The organism is Rhodococcus sp. no. 34 (assembly GCF_054589475.1).
The window spans coordinates 193,408-213,547 of the sequence record NZ_BAAILK010000024.1; the positions used below are offsets into that span (position 1 = coordinate 193,408).

The 20,140-nt window shown below is 62.5% G+C and carries 15 protein-coding genes; all 15 read left to right on the plus strand.

The annotated features are described in order from the left end of the window. Positions 1-21 precede the first annotated feature (21 nt). The 15 genes from ACYP01_RS08885 (at position 22) to ACYP01_RS08955 (ending at position 19,842) form a co-directional block, all read left to right on the plus strand. Positions 22-1,953 (plus strand): mycofactocin system FadH/OYE family oxidoreductase 1, encoded by a 1,932-nt coding sequence (locus tag ACYP01_RS08885; RefSeq protein WP_459679465.1) that lies wholly within the window; start codon positions 22-24, stop codon positions 1,951-1,953. Continuing rightward, complete coding sequence (locus tag ACYP01_RS08890) at positions 1,950-2,777, plus strand: mycofactocin-coupled SDR family oxidoreductase (RefSeq protein WP_003941966.1); 828 nt, start codon at positions 1,950-1,952, stop codon at positions 2,775-2,777. The genes ACYP01_RS08885 and ACYP01_RS08890 overlap by 4 nt, the downstream gene beginning before the upstream one ends. After that, positions 2,777-4,726, plus strand: a complete 1,950-nt coding sequence (locus ACYP01_RS08895) for a mycofactocin system FadH/OYE family oxidoreductase 2 (RefSeq protein WP_459679467.1) — start codon at positions 2,777-2,779, stop codon at positions 4,724-4,726. The genes ACYP01_RS08890 and ACYP01_RS08895 overlap by 1 nt, the downstream gene beginning before the upstream one ends. Before the next feature lie 52 nt (positions 4,727-4,778). Continuing rightward, positions 4,779-6,017, plus strand: a complete 1,239-nt coding sequence (locus ACYP01_RS08900) for an HNH endonuclease signature motif containing protein (RefSeq protein WP_459679469.1) — start codon at positions 4,779-4,781, stop codon at positions 6,015-6,017. A gap of 531 nt (positions 6,018-6,548) precedes the next feature. Beyond that, on the plus strand, positions 6,549-7,241 hold the full coding sequence (gene mftE, locus ACYP01_RS08905) for a mycofactocin biosynthesis peptidyl-dipeptidase MftE (protein WP_459679471.1): 693 nt from the start codon (positions 6,549-6,551) through the stop codon (positions 7,239-7,241). Positions 7,242-7,338: 97 nt separating this feature from the next. Then, on the plus strand, positions 7,339-8,736 hold the full coding sequence (gene mftF / locus ACYP01_RS08910) for a mycofactocin biosynthesis glycosyltransferase MftF (protein WP_007730153.1): 1,398 nt from the start codon (positions 7,339-7,341) through the stop codon (positions 8,734-8,736). After that, complete coding sequence (gene mftG / locus ACYP01_RS08915) at positions 8,733-10,214, plus strand: mycofactocin dehydrogenase MftG (protein ID WP_459679474.1); 1,482 nt, start codon at positions 8,733-8,735, stop codon at positions 10,212-10,214. Before mftF ends, mftG begins: the two co-directional genes overlap by 4 nt. Before the next feature lie 105 nt (positions 10,215-10,319). Continuing rightward, complete coding sequence (locus ACYP01_RS08920) at positions 10,320-11,633, plus strand: sigma-54-dependent transcriptional regulator family protein (RefSeq protein WP_003941954.1); 1,314 nt, start codon at positions 10,320-10,322, stop codon at positions 11,631-11,633. 143 nt (positions 11,634-11,776) lie between these two features. After that, positions 11,777-13,300, plus strand: a complete 1,524-nt coding sequence (adh, locus tag ACYP01_RS08925) for an aldehyde dehydrogenase (protein WP_007730158.1) — start codon at positions 11,777-11,779, stop codon at positions 13,298-13,300. Between the two features lie 91 nt (positions 13,301-13,391). Next, a complete protein-coding gene (locus ACYP01_RS08930; protein ID WP_003942021.1) occupies positions 13,392-13,952 on the plus strand; it encodes a DUF779 domain-containing protein in 561 nt (186 codons plus the stop codon). A 165-nt stretch (positions 13,953-14,117) separates the two neighbouring features. Further along, complete coding sequence (gene eat, locus ACYP01_RS08935; protein ID WP_149357742.1) at positions 14,118-15,590, plus strand: ethanolamine permease; 1,473 nt, start codon at positions 14,118-14,120, stop codon at positions 15,588-15,590. Further along, positions 15,587-17,011, plus strand: coding sequence for an ethanolamine ammonia-lyase subunit EutB (locus ACYP01_RS08940; RefSeq protein WP_019744243.1), 1,425 nt, complete (start codon positions 15,587-15,589; stop codon positions 17,009-17,011). The genes eat and ACYP01_RS08940 overlap by 4 nt, the downstream gene beginning before the upstream one ends. Next, positions 17,008-17,781 (plus strand): ethanolamine ammonia-lyase subunit EutC, encoded by a 774-nt coding sequence (gene eutC, locus ACYP01_RS08945; RefSeq protein WP_373937002.1) that lies wholly within the window; start codon positions 17,008-17,010, stop codon positions 17,779-17,781. The genes ACYP01_RS08940 and eutC overlap by 4 nt, the downstream gene beginning before the upstream one ends. An 80-nt stretch (positions 17,782-17,861) precedes the next feature. After that, positions 17,862-19,160, plus strand: coding sequence for an HAD family hydrolase (locus ACYP01_RS08950; protein ID WP_459679480.1), 1,299 nt, complete (start codon positions 17,862-17,864; stop codon positions 19,158-19,160). Between the two features lie 142 nt (positions 19,161-19,302). Next, positions 19,303-19,842, plus strand: coding sequence for a hypothetical protein (locus ACYP01_RS08955; RefSeq protein WP_003942083.1), 540 nt, complete (start codon positions 19,303-19,305; stop codon positions 19,840-19,842). The last annotated feature ends 298 nt before the right edge of the window (positions 19,843-20,140 follow it).

Below are 20,140 nucleotides of genomic sequence, written 5' to 3' on the forward strand. Positions count from 1 at the left end.
CGGCTCCGATAGAGCTGTGAGTTGACACTCGACGAACACACGACCCTGGCCGGACGCCTCGTCCGGTCCAGGGTTGTTTTCGGTCCGCACGAGACCAATCTTGCTGTGGGACGCTCGCTTTCCGATCGGCACCGTGCGTACTACCAGCGCCGCGCCGAGGGCGGAACCGGGATCGTCGTCACCGAAGTGGCCTCGGTATCGGAGAACGACTGGCCGTACGAGCGGGCACCGTTGGCGTCGGAATGTGGCCCGGGGTGGCAGTCGATCGCGGCTGCATGTGCTCCGTACGGAGCGCTGGTTCTGGCCGGGCTCGGTCATACCGGGATGCAGGGATCGAGCGCATACTCCCAGTCGGTGCTGTGGGGACCGTCCAGAGTGGCCGACCCGGTGACGCGTGAGTTGCCGATGGCAATGGGGCAGGCGGAAATCGACCAGTTGATAGCCGGCTTCCGTGAGGCGTCGGCGCTGGCCGTCGCTTCGGGAATGGACGGAGTGGAACTCGATGCCGGTCCTCGAAGCATTCTGCGACAATTCCTTTCGGGTCTGACCAACACTCGGCAAGACCGATACGGTAGCGATCGCGTTGCTCTTGTTCGCGAGGTCATCTCGGCAGTGCGCGAGGAAGTCGGGTCGGATCACGTTGTCTCCCTGCGGTTGTCCTGTGGCGAGGAAGCTCCATGGGCGGGCCTGACGCCCGATCTTGCCATCGGTATCGCGCGTGAAGTGTCTCCGTTCCTCGATCTCCTTGTCGTCGTTCGTGGCGGACTCTATTCGTCTGACCGGTACCGCCCCGATTTTCACTGCCCGCCGAACTTCAACCTCGATCTGTGCCGTGAGATCAAGGCCGCTCTGTCGATTCCTGTTGTCGTGCAGGGGAGCGTCGTGGACATCGCCGACGCTCACGCGGCGCTGGAAGTAGGTGAGTTCGTCGAGATGACCCGGGCCCAGATCGCAGACCCGGACCTGGTCGTGAAAGCCGCGCGCGGCGATCGTCCCCGGCCGTGTGTGCTCTGCAATCAGACGTGCCTCGTGCGTGATCCTCGCAATCCTGTCGTGACGTGTGTCGGGAATCCGAGCGCGGGTTTCGAGACGGTGGACCCCGATGAGCGAGAGCAGATTTCGACACCGGGAGCCGTGCTGGTCGTGGGGGGTGGCCCCGCTGGGATGGAAGCCGCACGGATCTCGGCGGTGGCGGGGCACTCGGTCACACTCGTCGAGAGTTCATCGCAGTTCGGCGGCATGATCCGAACTTTTGCGCGAGGTGACGGCCGTAGCCGGTTCGCACTCCTCGCGCAGTGGCTGGAGGACGAATGCCGTCGTAGCGGCGTGACGATGCGGACCGGGGCGGCGCTCGACGCCCAAGGCCTGGGTGACGCACGCAGCCGGGGCGAGTTTGTTGTCGTTGCCACCGGTAGTGCTGCGAGGCCGCCGACGTATCCGGTCGACGATTCGGTTCGGTGGTTGGATGCGTCGGAAGCCTTCGAGAAGTTGAGCACCGTGGGGCCGGGTCCGGTCGCGCTGATCGATCCCCTCGGTGGACCGATCGCGGTGGCGTTCGCAGAAGCACTCGCGGCCCATGGCATCTCCGTCTCGATTGTGACTCCCGACAGCATTGTCGGTTCGAGGCTCGGTGCGAGTGGGGATCTGGTCGGCGCCAACACGCGCATCCAGCAGGCCGGGATCACCAGGGTGCTCGCGTCACGTGTCACCGAAATCGCTCGAGGGGCCGTCTGCGTCGAACACGTCCATACCGGCGAGCGGTCACAGCTCGAGTGCGAAGTGGTGATCGACTGCTCGCCTCCTCTGCCGAACGAAACGCTGAAGGAAGAGGCCGACATTCAGGTGGGCGACTCGGTTGCCCCGAGAACTGTTCTCGAATCCATCCGCGAAGGGCGCTTTGCAGGGTTTACTACTAGAACGAGTTTCAATTCTGCAGAGAGGGCTATCTCATGACACAGGGTTCAGTTCGTTCGCTCGAAGGTCGCGTTGCTTTCATCACCGGCGCAGCGCGCGGTCAAGGACGTGCGCACGCGGTCAAGATGGCGCGCGAGGGGGCAGCGATCATCGCGGTCGACGTATGCGCGTCGGTGGCGTCGGACAATTCCTACGACGCAGCAACTTCCGAGGACTTTGCCGAGACGATACGTCTGGTGGAAGCGGAGGGCGGGAAGATCCTCGCCCGCGAGGTCGATGTCCGTGACGGCGCAGCGCTCACCGCGGTGGTCAAGGACGGCGTCGAACAGTTCGGACGTCTCGACATCGTGGTCGCCAACGCCGGGGTCTGCAACTGGAATCGATTCTGGGAAATGTCGGACGAGCAGTGGGAAACGCTGATCGACATCAACCTGACCGGAGTCTGGAAAACCCTCAAGGCCTCGGTGCCGGCGATCATCGAGGGTGGGCGCGGTGGATCGATCATCGTGGTCAGTTCGGTGGCCGGACTCAAGGCGCTGCCCGGACAGGCGCACTACGCGAGCGCCAAGTTCGGTCTCGTCGGTCTGACGCAGGCAGCGGCAAAGGAACTGGGGGAGTACAAGATCAGGGTCAACTCGATCCACCCTTACGGAGTAAATACGCCGATGGGGGTCGACCAGGGCGCGCTCGAGGTATTCGCAAAGTTTCCGCAGTACCTTCCCAACTTCACTCCGATCCTCTCGGACATCGCGTTCGCCGAACCCGACGAGATCGCCGATACCGTTCTGTGGCTCGCGGGTGACGGTTCACGCACCGTCACGGCAAGTCATATCGCTCTCGATCAAGGAAACTCCAAGGTCTGATGACGCCGTACCCGCGCCTCTTCGCGCCACTGCGCCTGGGCAACCTGACACTCCGCAATCGGGTCGTGTTCTCCGCACACCTGACCAATTACGCGGAGAACGGGTTGCCGACGGAGCAGCACGCGAGCTATTACGAGGCGCGGGCCCGCGGCGGTGCGGGTCTGATCATCACCGAGGAACACTCGACGCATCCTTGGGATCGACCGTACGAGAAGATGATTGCGGGCTATCGGCCCGAAGCGATCGAGGGATACCGGCGGATCACCGACGCCGTTCATGCACATGGTTCGTCGATTCTCGCGCAGATCAACCACAATGGGGGCCAGGGCGCTGGAACCTATTCGCGATCGCCGCTGTTGGCGCCGAGCGCCGTCGCCGATCCGTTGTTCCGCGAGGTGCCCAAAGCTGTCGACGACGCGGACATCGCCGAGATTCTCGCAGGGTTCGCCCTTGTTGCCCGCAATTGCGTCGCCGGTGGCTTCGACGGGGTGGAATTGCAGGCGTCGCAGTCGTCCATAGTGCGCGCGTTTCTCGCCCCCTCGACCAACGTGCGCACCGATCGCTACGGCGGGGGCGTGGCACATCGTGCACGGTTCCTTCTCGAAGTGCTCGGGGTACTGCGTAAGGCCATCGGCCCGGATCGTGTCCTCGGTGTGCGCCTGAGTGGATACGAGGGAACGCGGGGTGGCATCGAACTGTCCGACGCAGTAGCCACCGCTCAACTCATCGAAGCTGACGGTCACGTCGACTACATCAATACCACCGTCGGAATGGCCACGGAAACACTGCATCTGGTCGAAGCATCGATGGCTGTACCCACCGGCTACGCCAACTTCGTCCCGTCTGCGATCAGGGAGGTCGTCGATCTTCCAGTCGTCGGAGTCGGCCGTTTCAAGACGCCGGAGCAAGCCGAAGCCGCACTCGAGGACGGTGTATGCGATCTGGTGGGAGTAGTTCGCGGGCAGATCGCCGATCCGGATTTTGTGAACAAGGCGCGTGCTGGTCAATCGGTACAGGTGCGAACCTGCCTGTCCTGCAACCAGGAATGCGTCGGGCGGATGGGTCTGGGACGTTGGTTGGGGTGCACCGAAAATCCGCGCGTCGGTCGGGAATCGGTACCGCTGCCGATGCCGCGGCGACGGGGCCGCACGGTGGTGGTGGTCGGTGGCGGCCCCGCCGGCCTGCAAGCTGCGGCTACAGCGGCCCAGCTAGGTCATGCGGTGACGCTGTTCGAGCGTGAACGAAGACTTGGGGGACAGATTCTTACCGCCTCGGTGGTACCGGCTCGCCGTGAGCTCGCCGACCTCGTCCGGAATCTCGAATCTGAGTGTCGCCGAAGCGGTGTGACGATCGAGCTGGGCGCTGGAGCTGATCTCGCGATCGTGGAGGAGCGCGCGCCCGAGGTGGTCGTGATTGCAACCGGAGCGCGGCCTTTACGCCCAGCGTGGGCGGGTGGATCAGAGCGTGTGGTGGGTGTTCGAGACGTTCTCGACGGCAAGATTCTGCCGAGTGGAACGGTGCTCGTCTACGACGAACTGGGATTCCATCAAGGTACGTCGGTGGCTGAGTTCCTCGCTGATCGAGGCTGTGCCGTCACGATCGCGACCAACGGCATGGTGGTCGCGCAGGACCTGAGCATCACCCTGGATTTCGAGGGGTGGAACCGCCGGGCGTTCGAGAAGTCGATCGTGCAACGGACAGATCTGATGGTGACTTCGGTGAGTGCTGGGGCCTCGCCGCTCGTGAGCTTGGTTCACCTTCCGACGGGTGTGACCGAGGAAGTTGCAGTCGACTGGGTGGTCTTCGCGACACAGCAGGAACCTGTCGACGAGTTGTGGAACACCTTGCAGGGAAGCTGTTTCGAGAAATTTCGCATCGGTGACGCCTTGTCTCCGAGGCGTTCGCACGCGGCCGTCATCGAGGGGCATCGGGCCGCGTTGGCGATATAAGTCGTCCGTTTTGTCTCTGGTTCTCGAAAGTATGTTCGATTAAACTTTGAGCATGGACAGTCGGGATGCGTGGCAGCTGGATGGTGAGGACCTCAAGGGTGAGGTTCTGGATCTGGTGCGTGTCCGGCACGAGTTGCAGTCGCGGATGGTGTTGCTGATCGTGGAGATGTTTTCCCGGGAGGTTCTTGGCGGGAAGGGTTTTCGGGCGATCGCGCTGTGGTTGCACGGGTCGACGAATCTGGAGATCGGTGAGTGCAGCCTGCTCGTCGGCTTGGCGCGGTTGTTGATGCTCGAACCTGTTGTCGCGGATGCGTTTCATCGTGGTGACGTTGATGCGTTGAAGGCGCGGCAGGTGGCGTCGTTCTGTCAGCATCCGCCCAAGAACATGACCCTGGCGGATGTGGACAAAGCCCGCGGGATTCTGTTGGGTTTGGCGTCGAAGAACATTGCGGATTGTGATGCGGTGCGGGCGGCGATTCGGCGGATCGAGAAGCAGTACGGCAAGCGTGAGGACGGTGTTCCGGTCGGCGAGGATTCGGAGCGGAATGAGTTCTACGCCTCGAAAGGCTTGTACGGCAGGGTGACTGTGAAGGGTGATCTGGATGCTGTGAACGGGGCCCGTCTGATCACGTTGTTGTCGAGTCTGTCCGCTCCGACGCCGGAGAAAGACGGTGTCAAAGACGCCCGCACTCCGGCGTTACGGCGGGCGGATGGGTTTTGCGAGTTGTTGCGCCGGTATGAGCGGGCGGGGTTGGGTCCGATCGAAGGTGGGGTGAAACCGCACATCACGGTGACCGCGTCGGCGAAGGACGTGACGGATCTGCAGGCCTTGAAAGACCTCCTGCCGTCCACTGAGGAGTTGGGGTTTGCGTGGACGGATTGGGTGGGTCCGATCAGTATCGATACTGCCCGGATGTTGGCGTGCGACTGCACCGTGACGCGGATTTTGTTGGATGAGAATGGTGTTCCGCTCGAGTGCGGTAAGGAAGCGAGAACGGCGACGGTTCCGCAGCGGCGGGCGTTGGCGGTTCGAGATGGTGGGTGTGCGTTTCCGGGGTGTGGGACGCCGTCGGGGTGGTGCGATGCTCATCATATTGTTCACTGGAATGATGGCGGCCCAACGGATCTCGACAATCTGATCTTGTTGTGTGGTCATCATCATCGGACGCTGCATCACACCGAGTGGCGGGTGGAGATCGGCCCGGATCGGAAGACGGTGTTCTATCCACCGATGTCGGTTGATCCGTATCAGCATCCGATCGGCGGGAACAGCCCACCGACAGCAGCCTGAACGGGCATATTTGAAAATGGCAGCGTGTGTACCGGGGACGAGGCATGCCCCGGGGCACACGCATGCTGTGTTTCGGGGTGGCAGTTTCGGGGTGGTAGAGCCGGGGTCAGGCTATACATGAGCGATGAAACGCAAGGGACCATTCTGGGATGTGGTCGATGGGCATTCCCGCCCTCTCCGGCAGCGACATACTCGGTTGGACACTTCGCGCGATAGATCCTGAGTCCTCTACGTTCGAAGTGGGATTCACTCATGGTCCCGCATTCTTGGTCCCGCATCGGTAGCCACTCTCGAACCCGACCAGTTCGCGCGGACAGCGTCGTTGCATGTTCAATTCCCCGAGCGTGCCCTCCCCGGCGCACACATCGGGCGTGGCCGTGTCGTGAGACGTGATGTATCCCTCGCTTTTCTTGCAGGAGAACTTCTGACCGAAACCGGAACTGCCGTCGCAACAGTTAATGCCACCACCACAATCCGATCGATTCGGGTGGAGCCGAGTGCTTGAGGAGCTGTGCACAATACGATCGGGGGATGAGTTCTCCGCGTGACCTTGCTGCCATCCCGAGTCCGGCGCTCGAGGGCACTGCGCTCACCGTCGTGGTCCCGGTCGGTTCTTTCGAACAACACGGACCGCACCTGCCTCTCGATACCGACACCCGGATCGCGAGAGCAGTCGCACAGGCTCTGCCCGACGTTGTCGTGGCCCCGGCCATCGAATACGGGGCGAGCGGCGAACACGAAGGGTTTGCCGGCACGATTTCGATCGGTGCCGAGGCTATGGAAACCCTCGTCGTCGAATACGGAAGGTCGACGTTCAGATGGACGAAGCGGGTGCTGTTCGTCAACGGCCACGGCGGAAATGGTCCCGCGCTGGCCAAAGCTGTGGCACTTCTTCGATACGAGGGACGTGACGCCGCTTGGGTGCCGTGCGCTGTTGCGGGTGCCGATGCGCACGCGGGGCACACTGAAACGAGCCTATTGCTGCACCTTTCGCCCGATTTGGTGCACATGAGCCTTGCTGAGACAGGAAATTTGTCTCCTATCGCGGACCTGATGCCAGGAATGCGTTCGGGCGGTATGGTCGCTGTGTCGCAAAACGGCGTTCTCGGCAATCCAGTCGGGGCTACCGCCGAAGACGGCGCATACATCTTCGGTGAGTTGGTAGGACGCGTGACGGATGGACTGGCCCGGTGGGAGCCTGGTCCAGATGGGAGGCTTCGGTGACGACCACGACCGAGTGGGGGCGGACGGTCCACCTGCGACGGCTTTCGAGGCTGCGACGAGTTGCAGCACGACGGGCTACGTCCCTTACGATCATCTGATGCGACCAGCAAGACTCCCCGACGGCTTCGGCATTCGGTTGGACCCCAAGGTGCGCACGTACTCGGGTGGCCGGGTACTCATCGGCGGATCTCCGACGCGGATGCTCAAGCTGGCGCCGACGGCTGCGGCGATGATCGGTGACGGCTTCCTCGAGGTGGTCGATCAGCAGAGCGCTGCGGTTGCTCGACACCTTCTCGATTCAGGTGTCGCGAATCCTCGTCCGATGTCGACGCCGTCCGCTGCCGATGTCACGGTCGTGATTCCGGTCAAGGACAACCAGGCCGGCGTCGAACGCCTATTGCCCGTCCTCAAGGATCTGACCGTCATCGTTGTCGACGACGGTTCGGAAGTGCCGGTGGAGCCCCGTCGCGCCTGCCCGGGCACCGGCACCATCACAGTGGTCCGGCACGAGAGTGCCCGCGGACCCTCGGCAGCGAGAAACTCGGGATTGCGTTCGGCCCAAACACGTTTCGTAGCTTTTCTGGACTCCGACGTCATACCGCGTGCCGGTTGGCTCGAGTTGATGTTGGGCCACTTCAGCGATCCGGGGGTTGCCCTTGTTGCACCCCGCATCGTCGCCCTCGATCCGTACGGGACGGCGCTGGCGCGGTACGAGAACATGCGATCGTCTCTCGACCTCGGACGTAAGGAAGCTGCGGTGAAGTCGGGCAGTCCGGTCGCCTATGTCCCCAGCGCCGCCGTGATCGTCCGGCGCGACGTGGCACTCGAATGCAATGGTTTCGACGAGAGTCTCGAAGTAGCCGAGGACGTCGATTTCTGCTGGCGACTGCAGGCTGCGGGTTGGCGACTGAGGTACGAACCGGTTGCGCATGTCGCCCACGATCATCGAGTTCAGTTCGACAAGTGGTTCGCCAGGAGAGCGTTCTACGGCACGGGTGCGGCGCCGTTGGCTGCAAGACACGAGGGTTCGGTTCCGCCGATGGCGATGTCGTTCTCGACGCTCTTCGCGTGTATCGCCGCTGCAACACTGACCCGTTCCGGTCTTGCCGGCGCACTCGGCGCTTTGCTGTTTACCGTTTACCGGCTGCGAAAGATGTTCACCGGCCTGAGTCAACCCACCCGGATCGCGGCGATCCTCACCGCGCAGGGAGTTGTCGGCGGATTCTGGCAACTCGCCTCGGCAATGTGTCGTCACTACTGGCCCGTGACGCTCCTGGCGGTGATCGCCTCCCGTCGAATTCGGCGGCTGGCCGTCGCTGCGGCAGTCACCGAAGGTTTGGTGGACTGGTATCGCCACCGTGAGCCAGGCGGGCTGGGACCGGTTCGGTACGTCTTCTTCAAACGAGCCGACGACATCGCGTATGGAGCCGGACTCTGGCGTGGCGCATTCGACGCCCGCGACTGGGCGGCGCTGAAACCTCGAATCACCAAGTGACAGAAGCCGACTACGCAGATTTCCTGGTTGTCGGTGGTGGCACGTGTGGTTGCGTGGTCGCAGCCAGGCTCAGTGAAGATCCATCCGCCACGGTGATGCTCCTCGAATCGGGAAGCGGATATCGATCGGCGCTCGAACTCCCGGACGTCCTGGGTGATCCGTACCGACTGCCGGTCGGACCTGCGAGCGAATACACGTGGACCTATCCGGTCGAACTGACGCCGCGTCGGGCGTCCACAATTGCGCGGGGGCGGACACTCGGTGGATCCGGAGCCGTCAACGGTGCGTACTTCACCCGCGCGACCCGTGCTGATTTCGAGAATTGGCCGAGTTCATGGCGATACGACGACGTCTTGCCGTACTTCAAGAAGTCCGAAACGGATCGTGATTTCGAGGGCGAGTTCCACGGGACCGCCGGACCGATCCCGGTCGAGCGTCGAGCGTGGGACCAACTACATCCACTGAGCGGCGAGTTTCATGCGGCAGCGCTCGGAGCAGGCTTTCCCGACGACGTCGACAAGAATGCGCCGGACTCGTTCGGGGTGGGCCGAGTGCCACTGAACGTGTCGGATCATCGTCGGATCAGTACGGCGATCGGGTATCTGATGCCGGCGTTGCACCGGCCGAATCTGCGGGTGGAATCCGGAGTGAACGTCATTCGTATCGCGTTCTCGGGTACCCGTGCGATCGGCGTCGACGTTCTCGGCGACGGCAATGTCCGACGCATTCGTGCCGACCATGTGGTCGTGTGTTCGGGTGCGGTGGCGACACCGCACATTCTCCTGAATTCCGGTGTTGGTCCAGCGGAACAACTTGTAGGGCAGGGAGTTTCCGTCGTTCTCGATCGACCGGGCGTCGGACAGAACTTCGTCGACCACCCGGAAGTGCTGCTGCCGTACTATTTTTCGAAGCCCCGCACGATTCGATCGCAGACTCCGGTGCTGGAGACAGCCCTCAACCTCGCTGAGATCGAAATCCGTCCGTACACCGCATCTTTCACAGACCTGGTTCCCGGTGTGCCTCGCATGGACCACGGCGTCGGAGTGGTCCTCATGGCGCCGCACAGCCGGGGAAGCATCGAACTGGCATCGCGGGATCCCGCTGGGGCGCCGCGTATTCGGTACAACTACGTCGCGTCGGCGCACGATCGAGCTGCCATTCGGGAAGGGATGCGGATCGCCGAGAATCTTCTCGAGTCGATCGCCGAGACGGGGTTGATCGATCGCCCCGTCGTGGAGTACACCGATGAGTGGGTCGAATCCCGCCTGGGAACGTCGCTGCATATGTCCGGTAGTTGCGTGATGGGTGCCGAGGCGGACCCGTTCGCAGTCGTCGACGGTCGGTGCCGTGTGATCGGCGCGCAAGGACTCAGTATTGTTGACACGTCAATCCTGCCGACGATCCCGACCCGCGGCCCGCATGCGACCGCGGTGATGGTTGCGGAACGAGCAAGCGCCATTCTGCTCGGTGACGAGTGACCGCGAGGGGCAGCAGGCTGGGTCGGCAGTCATACCGAATGGTCGTTCTCGCCTATGGGCTGTGATCGGCGTTACAGTGGTCCACGGAGCGGAGGAACGCAAAATATGGCACGTGAACAGGCTGTGCCCGGCAACCCGTGGGTGGCGGTCAGGCCAGGCGATGACGTCGCGTTACTCGCGCGGCGACTTTCGTCTGCCCATCAGTCGTTCATCGATGCCCGCGGCGTGCCCGGCCAGGGGCTGACCGACGACTCCCATGTCCGCTCGGTCGTACTCGAGTCCTGGATGCGTAGCCGCAACAAGGGGGTAAATCCCGATGTGGTCGGCAACCCTGAGATGCTCGAAGGGTTGGAGCTCGAAAAATATCGCTCCGCGCATCCCATGTCACTGATCCGTCCGGTGATTCGGAAACTCCTGGTGGAAGATGCTGCCGAGACCGGACTACTGATCGCGATCAGTGACGCACACGGTCGACTGCTCTGGGTGGAGGGTGACAACTCGGCCAAGGACAAGGCGTTGTCCATGAACTTCGTCGAAGGCGCCGATTGGAGCGAAGATCGTGTCGGCACCAATGCGCCGGGAACGGCGCTTGCTCTCGATCACTCCGTACAGATTTTCGGATCCGAGCATTTCAACCGAACCGTGCACGACTGGAGTTGTTCGGCCGCACCCGTCCACGATCCCACCACTGGTCAAATCCTTGGTGCCATCGACATCACCGGTGGTCCCAGGGTTGCGGTTCCCGAAGTGCTGTCACTGATCCGTGCAACTGTCGCGGCCGCCGAATCGGAATTGCGATTCCATCTCTTGAACTCGCCCATCCCGCTCAGTGCCACGGCTCCGCGCCTCGAAACATTCGGTGCCGGCCGGCCGATGCTGGTTCGCGGCGGTGACCGCATCCCGATTTCGCAGCGTCACGCCGAGATTCTCCTTCTGCTTTCCGAACACCCGGAGGGTCTCAGCTCCGACCACCTTGCGGTCCTGCTCGACGAGGGGGAGCTCGACGCAGTGACCATTCGCGCGGAAATGTCGCGGCTTCGTAAGGTTTTCGGTGCCGACCGGCTGGCTTCGCGCCCTTATCGGATCATCACGGAGTTCACGACAGATGTCGGCGATGTGCGGGCAGCGTTGGATCGAGGCGACGCAGCGACGGCGATGAAACTGTATTCGGGCCCGGTGCTGGCGGGCTCGGCGTCTCCCGGCATCGAAGAGGTGCGGGAAGAACTACGCACCAGGGTCCAGGCAGCTCTGCTGCGTGGAGGTGACGCCAACCTTCTGGCCCGGTGGACCACGTCGGTACACGGCCGCGAAGACTCCGTCGTGTGGGAGGCCTACCTGTCCACGTTGGATCCTCAATCTCCGCTGTATTCGCAGGTCCAGGCAAGAATTGATCTCCTCGACCGCCAGTTGGGCATCTGAGAATCATCTGCGTTTCTCGCACGCAACGTACTTGCAACGTTGCAACTCCTAGTGTTGTGAATCACACCCCACCGGGGGGTGGGATTGCAGTCACCGATTTGGTGGGTGCGCCCAGGAAGATCACGTTTACATAGGAGCTTGCAATGACCGTGTACGCCCGCCCAGGTACCGCCGACGCGATCATGTCCTTCCAGTCTCGATACGACAACTGGATCGGCAACGAATGGGTTGCTCCGGTCAAGGGTCAGTACTTCGAGAACCCGACACCGGTGACCGGACAGAATTTCTGTGATGTGGCTCGTTCCACCGCAGAAGACATCGAACTCGCTCTCGACGCAGCGCACGCAGCAGCTCCGGCCTGGGGCAAGACCTCGGTCGCCGAGCGCGCGATCATCTTGAACAAGATCGCTGATCGTATGGAGGAGAACCTCGAATCCATCGCACTCGCCGAGTCGTGGGACAACGGCAAGCCGATCCGCGAGACCCTCAACGCCGACATTCCGCTCGCCATCGATCACTTCCGATACTTCGCGGGAGCTATTCGCGCACAAGAAGGTTCGCTCTCGGAGATCAACTCCGACACCGTGGCGTACCACTTCCACGAGCCGCTCGGCGTAGTCGGCCAGATCATTCCGTGGAACTTCCCGATCCTCATGGCCGTGTGGAAGCTTGCTCCCGCCCTCGCTGCCGGCAATGCCATCGTGCTCAAGCCTGCCGAGCAGACGCCAGTCTCGATCCTGCACCTCATCGGCATCATCGGTGACCTGCTGCCTGCCGGTGTTCTCAACATCGTCAACGGCTTCGGCGTCGAGGCCGGAAAGCCGCTCGCGTCCAGCCCGCGTATCAAGAAGATCGCGTTCACCGGTGAGACCACCACCGGTCGCCTGATCATGCAGTACGCGTCGCAGAACCTCATCCCCGTCACTCTCGAACTCGGTGGCAAGAGCCCCAACATCTTCTTCTCCGACGTCCTCGCCTCTAACGACGACTACCAGGACAAGGCACTCGAGGGCTTCACGATGTTCGCCCTCAACCAGGGCGAGGTCTGCACCTGCCCGTCACGTTCGCTGATCCAGGAAGACATCTTCGACGAGTTCCTCGCGATGGCAGCCATCCGCACCAAGGCTGTGCGCCAAGGGGATCCGCTCGACACCGACACCATGATCGGTGCCCAGGCCAGCAACGATCAGCTCGAGAAGATCCTCTCGTACATCGAGATCGGCAAGGCCGAAGGCGCCAAGGTCATCACCGGTGGTGAGCGAGCCGAACTCGGCGGAGACCTGTCCGGCGGCTACTACGTCCAGCCGACGGTGTTCACCGGCAACAACAAGATGCGCATCTTCCAGGAAGAGATCTTCGGACCCGTCGTCTCGGTCACCTCGTTCAAGGACTACGACGAGGCCATCGAAATCGCCAACGACACGCTCTACGGTTTGGGCGCCGGTGTCTGGTCCCGCGACGGCGGAGTTGCTTACCGCGCAGGCCGCGACATCCAAGCCGGTCGCGTCTGGACCAACACGTACCACCAGTACCCGGCACACGCCGCTTTCGGTGGATACAAGCAGTCCGGCATCGGCCGCGAGAACCACCTGATGATGCTCTCGCACTACCAGCAGACCAAGAACCTCCTGGTCAGCTACGCCCAGAAGGCTCAGGGCTTCTTCTGATCTACCCACCGGTACCCGTGAGCCCCTCGCTGCGGGTGCCGGTGAGCAAGACTGCAACACGCGAAACCTGCACAAACACACGGAGGTTGGAATGAGCGCCACGGACACACCCGATACCGGCGCCGTTCCACCCCGGTTGGTGACCACCGCTGGGGCGGCTGACCTCCTGCGCCGCCTCAGCGGGACTCACGGCGAACTGATGATGCATCAATCCGGCGGATGCTGCGACGGCTCGGCCCCGATGTGTTATCCCTCAGGCGAATTCATCGTCGGGGACCGTGACGTACTACTCGGAATCGTCGATCTCCGACTTGCTGTCGGAGAGACTCCCGAAGACCTTCCCACCGGAACCGACGCTGTACAGGTCTGGATTTCCGGATCACAGTTCGAAGCCTGGAAGCACACCCAGTTGGTGCTGGACGTCGTGCCCGGCCGCGGCAGTGGATTCAGCCTGGAGTCTCCTGAAGGATTCAGATTCCTCAGTCGAGCAAGGGCATTCACACCGGACGAAAACGAAGCACTCGGCGCGTCGAGCATTCTCGTGGGCGCTGATTGGGAAGCGGGCGTGCGTCCTTTGCCCCCGACGGTTCCCCAGGTGGTCGCCGAGGCCGTCGATGCCTGCCCGGTGCCGGGCGCGGCCGCCCGATCCTGAGAACGGCAGCCTGAAGAAGATCTGAACAGACTCGGGGCCGCTCACATGACAGCCAGTTAACAGCACGGTCATCTCCAGGCGACCTTCTCCGTACATCGCCCACATACCGTTCATTTCACGCGACGCATCCACCGTGCGTCGTCTCATTCTTGACCGATTCAGAGGATGGACATGTCTCTTTCCGACCACGCAACCGGCAAAAACGCCGGTGCCGCGGGTGCACACCACGACGGCGCAGACTTCCATGCGGAAGACAATTCGTACCTGGAGAAACGAACACTCCGAAAGGGAACAGCAGGGTGGGTGCTGCTTGCGGGGTTGGGTGTCAGCTATGTGATTTCCGGTGACTACGCCGGCTGGAACAACGGTCTGGCCGAAGGTGGTTTCGGTGGCCTTCTCATCGCGGCGGTTGTCATCGCGGGTATGTACCTGGCGATGGTGCTCGGTATGGCCGAGATGTCGTCGGCACTTCCGGCTGCGGGCGGGGGGTACACGTTCGCCCGACGGGCCATGGGGCCCTGGGGCGGATTTGCCACCGGCACAGCGATTCTCATCGAGTACTCGATAGCGCCCGCAGCGATCGCGACCTTCATCGGTGCGTACGTCGAGTCGCTGAACCTGTTCGGGATCACCGACGGCTGGTGGGTGTACCTCGCGGTGTACGCGATCTTCATCGGCATTCACCTCACCGGCGCCGGTGAGGCACTCAAGGCGATGTTCATCATCACCGCCATTGCACTCGTCGGCCTGGTCGTGTTCGCGGTTTCGGCTGTCGGCCTTTTCGATTCGTCCAACCTCACCGATATCGCCGTCGACACCAGCGCAGTCGGATCGTCGTCGTTCCTGCCATTCGGTCTGCTCGGAATCTGGGCCGCCGTGCCCTTCGCGATCTGGTTCTTCCTTGCCGTCGAAGGTGTACCGCTGGCCGCCGAGGAAGCACGTGAGCCGGAGAAGAACGTCCCCCGCGGCATCATCATCAGCATGTTGATCCTGATCGTCACAGGCGCAACGGTTCTCTTCCTCGCCACCGGTGCGCTCGGCGCAGACGCCCTGTCCACCTCCGGAAATCCGCTCGTCGAGGCGCTGGGGGACAGCGGAGCGGCAAAGGCCGTCAACTACATCGGACTTGCCGGTCTGGTCGCGAGCTTCTTCTCGATCATGTACGCCTACTCACGCCAGACATTTGCGCTCTCGCGTGCCGGTTACCTGCCGAAGAACCTGTCGGTGACCAACAAGCGTAAGGCCCCCACTCTCGCTCTCGTCGTACCCGGAGTCATCGGCTTCGCGCTCTCACTCACCGGTGAAGGTGCAATGTTGCTCAACATGGCGGTGTTCGGCGCGGCAGTAAGCTACGTCCTGATGATGGTGAGTCACATCGTTCTTCGTAAGCGTGAGCCGAACATGCCGCGCCCGTACCGCACGCCCGGCGGTATCGCCACCACCTCGTTTGCGCTCGTGATCGCGGCAGTGTCGGTGGTGGCCACCTTCCTGGTCGATCCCGTTGCGGCATTGCTGACGTTGGTTGCCTTCGGAGTTCTGATGGCGTACTTCGGTCTCTACAGTCGTCACCACCTTGTTGCCAACTCGCCGGACGAGGAGTTTGCTGTACTTGCACAGGCGGAAGAAGAATTGGGATGAGTCGCGGGATGGCCAAGTATCACCAGCAGGTATCCGGAACCAACTACTCGTTCGACGGTCTCGTCGATCTGATGGCAAAAGCGACACCACTGCGGTCGGGTGACGAACTAGCCGGTTGCGCGGCAAGCTCCGACGCCGAACGTGCTGCTGCTCAATGGGTTCTGGCTGATCTTCCGTTGACGGTGTTCCTCGAAGATCTGTTGGTTCCGTACGAGGACGACGAGGTAACCAGGCTCATCATCGACAGCCACGATCGCCTGGCCTTTGCGCCGGTGGCGCACCTGACTGTCGGCGGACTACGAGACTGGTTGCTCGAGACCGCGTCGGCGCCGGAAGCTTCCGCACGGTTGTCCGCCGTAAGTCCCGGGCTCACCCCCGAGATGGTTGCGGCGGTCAGCAAGATCATGCGCAATCAGGACCTGATCGCCGTCGCGAAGGCCATCACCGTGACCGCGGGGTTCCGTACGACCATCGGACTGCCCGGCCGGCTGAGCACCCGACTCCAGCCAAACCACCCGACAGACGATCCACGCGGCATCGCGGCGGCCACATTGGACGGTCTCCTGATGGGATGTGGCGACGCCGTCATCGGTATCAACCCCGCGACGGATTCACCCCAGGCCACCTCGGATCTGCTCCACCTGCTCGACGACATCCGTCAGCGATTCGAGATCCCGACTCAGTCGTGCGTGCTCTCGCACGTGACCACCACGATCGGGCTGATCGAATCGGGGGTGCCGGTCGATCTTGTCTTCCAGTCGATTGCCGGTACCGAAGGCGCCAATTCCGGTTTCGGAGTGAACATTCCGCTCCTGCGTGAGGGCAACGAGGCCGGGCGCTCCTTGAACCGCGGAACGGTCGGCAACAATGTCATGTACCTGGAGACGGGGCAGGGGTCCGCCCTCAGCTCAGGTGCCCACTACGGCACCGGCGGAGCCCCGGTCGATCAGCAGACACTCGAGACCAGGGCATACGCAGTGGCACGTGATCTCGAACCGCTGCTGGTCAACACGGTGGTCGGCTTCATCGGTCCCGAGTATCTCTACGACGGCAAGCAGATCATTCGCGCGGGCTTGGAGGATCACTTCTGCGGAAAACTCCTCGGGCTGCCGATGGGAGTGGACGTCTGCTACACCAACCACGCCGAAGCCGATCAAGACGACATGGACAACCTGCTCACCTTGCTGGGCGTCGCCGGCGCGGCGTTCGTGATCGCGGTGCCCGGCGCCGACGACGTGATGCTCGGCTATCAAAGTCTGGCGTTCCACGACGCGCTGTACGTGCGTAAGGTTCTCGGTTTGCAGCCCGCCCCGGAGTTCGAGACCTGGCTCCACAACTTGGGGATGACCGACGCAAACGGTCGGGTTCTTCCGATCGATGCCGAAATGTCGCCGCTGCGGGCTTTGACGGTGAACTCATGACCGAAGATCAGGCACCGATCCTCGATTTCTGGGGTCCACTGCGCAAGACCACACAATCGCGTATCGGGTTGGGCCGCGCCGGTGATTCGTTGCCCACCAAGCGGGTTCTCGAATTCAAGGCAGCGCACGCCGCAGCTCGCGACGCGGTCCACGAGCCACTCGACTCCGAGACGCTTGCCATTCGGGTCGAAGGGGTGGGCATCGGGGCGCCGGTGGTGGTCGCGAGCAGCGTCTCCACCCGCAGTGAGTATCTCCGGAGACCTGACCTGGGGCGCCAACCGGCTGACCTGGGTGCGATCTCGAGTTCCGACAAGGAAATCGGGTTCATCCTCGCCGACGGACTCTCGCCGCGCGCACTGATGGACCACGGTGAGCAATTGCTGTCCGCGTTGGTCACGGTGTTGGGGGAGCGGTACTCGATCGCGCCGCCCGTGATCGCCACGAATGCCCGTGTGGCACTGGGTGATCACATCGCTGCCGCGATGGGAGTGCAGACGGCGATCGTCCTGATCGGCGAACGTCCAGGGCTCTCCGTTGCGGACAGTGTCGGGATCTATCTGACTCACCTTCCGCGCGTCGGTCGTACCGACGCGGATCGAAACTGCATTTCCAATGTCCACCCACCCGAGGGACTCGGATACGAGCAGGCTGCTCGTGTCGTCCTGGGATTGGTGACGGGAGCGCGCCAGTTGGGCCGCTCCGGCGTCGACCTCAAGGACACCTCTCGCGCCGACGCCGTTGCGTCGGGAGAAGTGCTGACGCTCGATTAATTGACAACTGCACGGCATACCCGGGTCGATCGACCCGGGTATGCCGTCGTACCCGAATCACGACGAAAACGAGGGAATCGATGTTCCGTTCGCTGCATGCCCGCGCCCTGTGTGCGTTGGCGGTAGGTAGTGTCCTGTTGAGTGCAACTGCATGTAGTTCGGCAGCGAGCGCCCCGAAAGAAGATGTGGCGCAGAGTGGTTCATCCTGTGCTGCGTTGGATCCCAGTCTTGCGTGGTACGGCGACAACCGTGTGACGTTGGATGCCATGATGACGGAGTTCGGAACGTGTGGAGCTGCAGGTGATGTCGATGACGGAGCTCCGTTGGCGCTCTTCGACTGGGACAACACAGTTGTCAAGAACGACATCGGAAGCGCCACTGCATTCTGGATGATCAAGAACAACAAGGTGTTACAGCCTGCCGGAGGGGACTGGGCAACCACCAGCCGCTTCATGACGCCAGCCGGCGCTGCCGCACTTTCCGCCGCGTGCGGCTCCGAGACCGCGCCGGGGCAACCGTTGGCAACCAGCACCGACTCGGACTGCGCCGACGAGATCGTTGCGGTACTCGAAGAGAAGACTCGCGACGGCCAGGCCGCATTCGACGGTTACGATCACCGCCGGACAAAAGCCGCATACGCGTGGGCCGTGCAGTTGATGGCAGGGCACACCGAGGACGAGATCACCGAGTACGCCCGCGCAGCGCGTGCCGAGAATCTCGCTGCTGCAGAAGGATCCGATCAGACCGTCGGTACGACGGAAGTCGACGGCTCGGTGCGGTACTACGCGCAAATCGAAGATTTGGTGAAATCCCTCGGCGCTCATGGATTCGACGTGCGGATCATCTCCGCCTCGGCCGAACCGGTCGTTCGAGTCTGGGCGGAACAGCTGGGATTGGACGCCGATCACGTGATGGGAGTTCGGCCCATCGTCGAGGGCGGGGTTCTCACCGGGCGCCTGCGTGGGTGTGGTGGCGTTGCGGACGGCGACGACTCGGTCATTCCGTACATCGACGGCAAGCGGTGCCAGGTCAACGAGGTTGTCTACGGGGTTCAAGGGCCTACGGCGTTCGAGCAGTTGGCCGCCGATCGACGTCAGGTATTTGCTGCCGGTGATTCTGTCACCGACGTGACGTTCCTCGGAGATGCGACCGGCGCGCGCCTGGTGATCAACCGCAACAATCCCGAACTGATGTGCAATGCCTACGACAACAGTGACGGGAAATGGCTGGTCAACCCCATGTTCATCGAACCGAAGTCCCGGGCGGACGCTCCCTATCACTGCTCGACCGATGCATACACCGACGCGGCCGGGGCAAAAGGTGCCGTGACTCGCGCAGACGGCAGCGTGATCCCCGATCAGGCCGATACCGTCGCGTGACGGTCGACTTGTCGCGGTGACTTCACAACGATCGATCGGGGTGTGATCTGATTCTGTCGAGCCCCTTGCCGGGCTGCGGAAACCCACGGGTGTCCGCTGTGATGCTGGAGCCGCAGAGGCGGCACGTGAGTAGGAGAAATCGATGGCCTTCGCTGGCAATGTGGACGAGTTGGCACTGCTCCAAGCAGTACGTCTCAAGGAGCGGGTCGGAGCGGTCGTCCTGGCCGAGCACCTGGGCGTCAGCGCGGCTTCCGGTCAAGCTGCGTACGACGCACTTGTCGCGCAGGGCAAAGCGGTCGAAGCGGAAAACGCCATCAGCCTGACCGAGAAAGGTTTGGCAGAACTCGAAGATCAGTTGGACGCCGAGCGCGTCTCGATCGACGAGGACTCCATCGGTGAGGTGTACGAGGCGTTCCTTCCCTTGGACGAGGAGTTCGCCGCGCTCATCGACGACGCAGATGCGGATTCCCTTGCAGAGCTGGATCGCCGGGCTGCAAACCTGTTCGATGATCTGTCGGCATTCGTTCCGCGGTTGTCTCGCTATCAGGATCTCTTCTCGGATGCTCTCGCGAAAGTGCAAGCGGGGGAGTCTAAGTGGATTTCGGAACCGATCATCGACTCCTACGCCACGGTGTGGGGCGAGATCCGTCAGGAGCTTTTCGGGGCTGCCGGTAAGGCTTGATCCGTAGCGTTGCACCGTGACGCAGTTTCTCGAGGGCCGTCCGATTCGTGTGAACGAATCGGACGGCCTGCGGCATGTCGAGGGTCGTGAAACTCGTTACCATTGCATACAAGTGGTGACTGAGATCACTCCTACCCCCTTTCGGGGGTAGTGCGGGGGTGAGCCACATCACTACCTTTCCTCCTATCGACGGTGATGCCCACAGGGCGACACCACGGGACCACGGAGGAATCGAGTGACCACAGTCTCTCCCACAGGCGGCACCAGTGCCGCCGGCGCCGGGGGTGCGAGTGCCGCA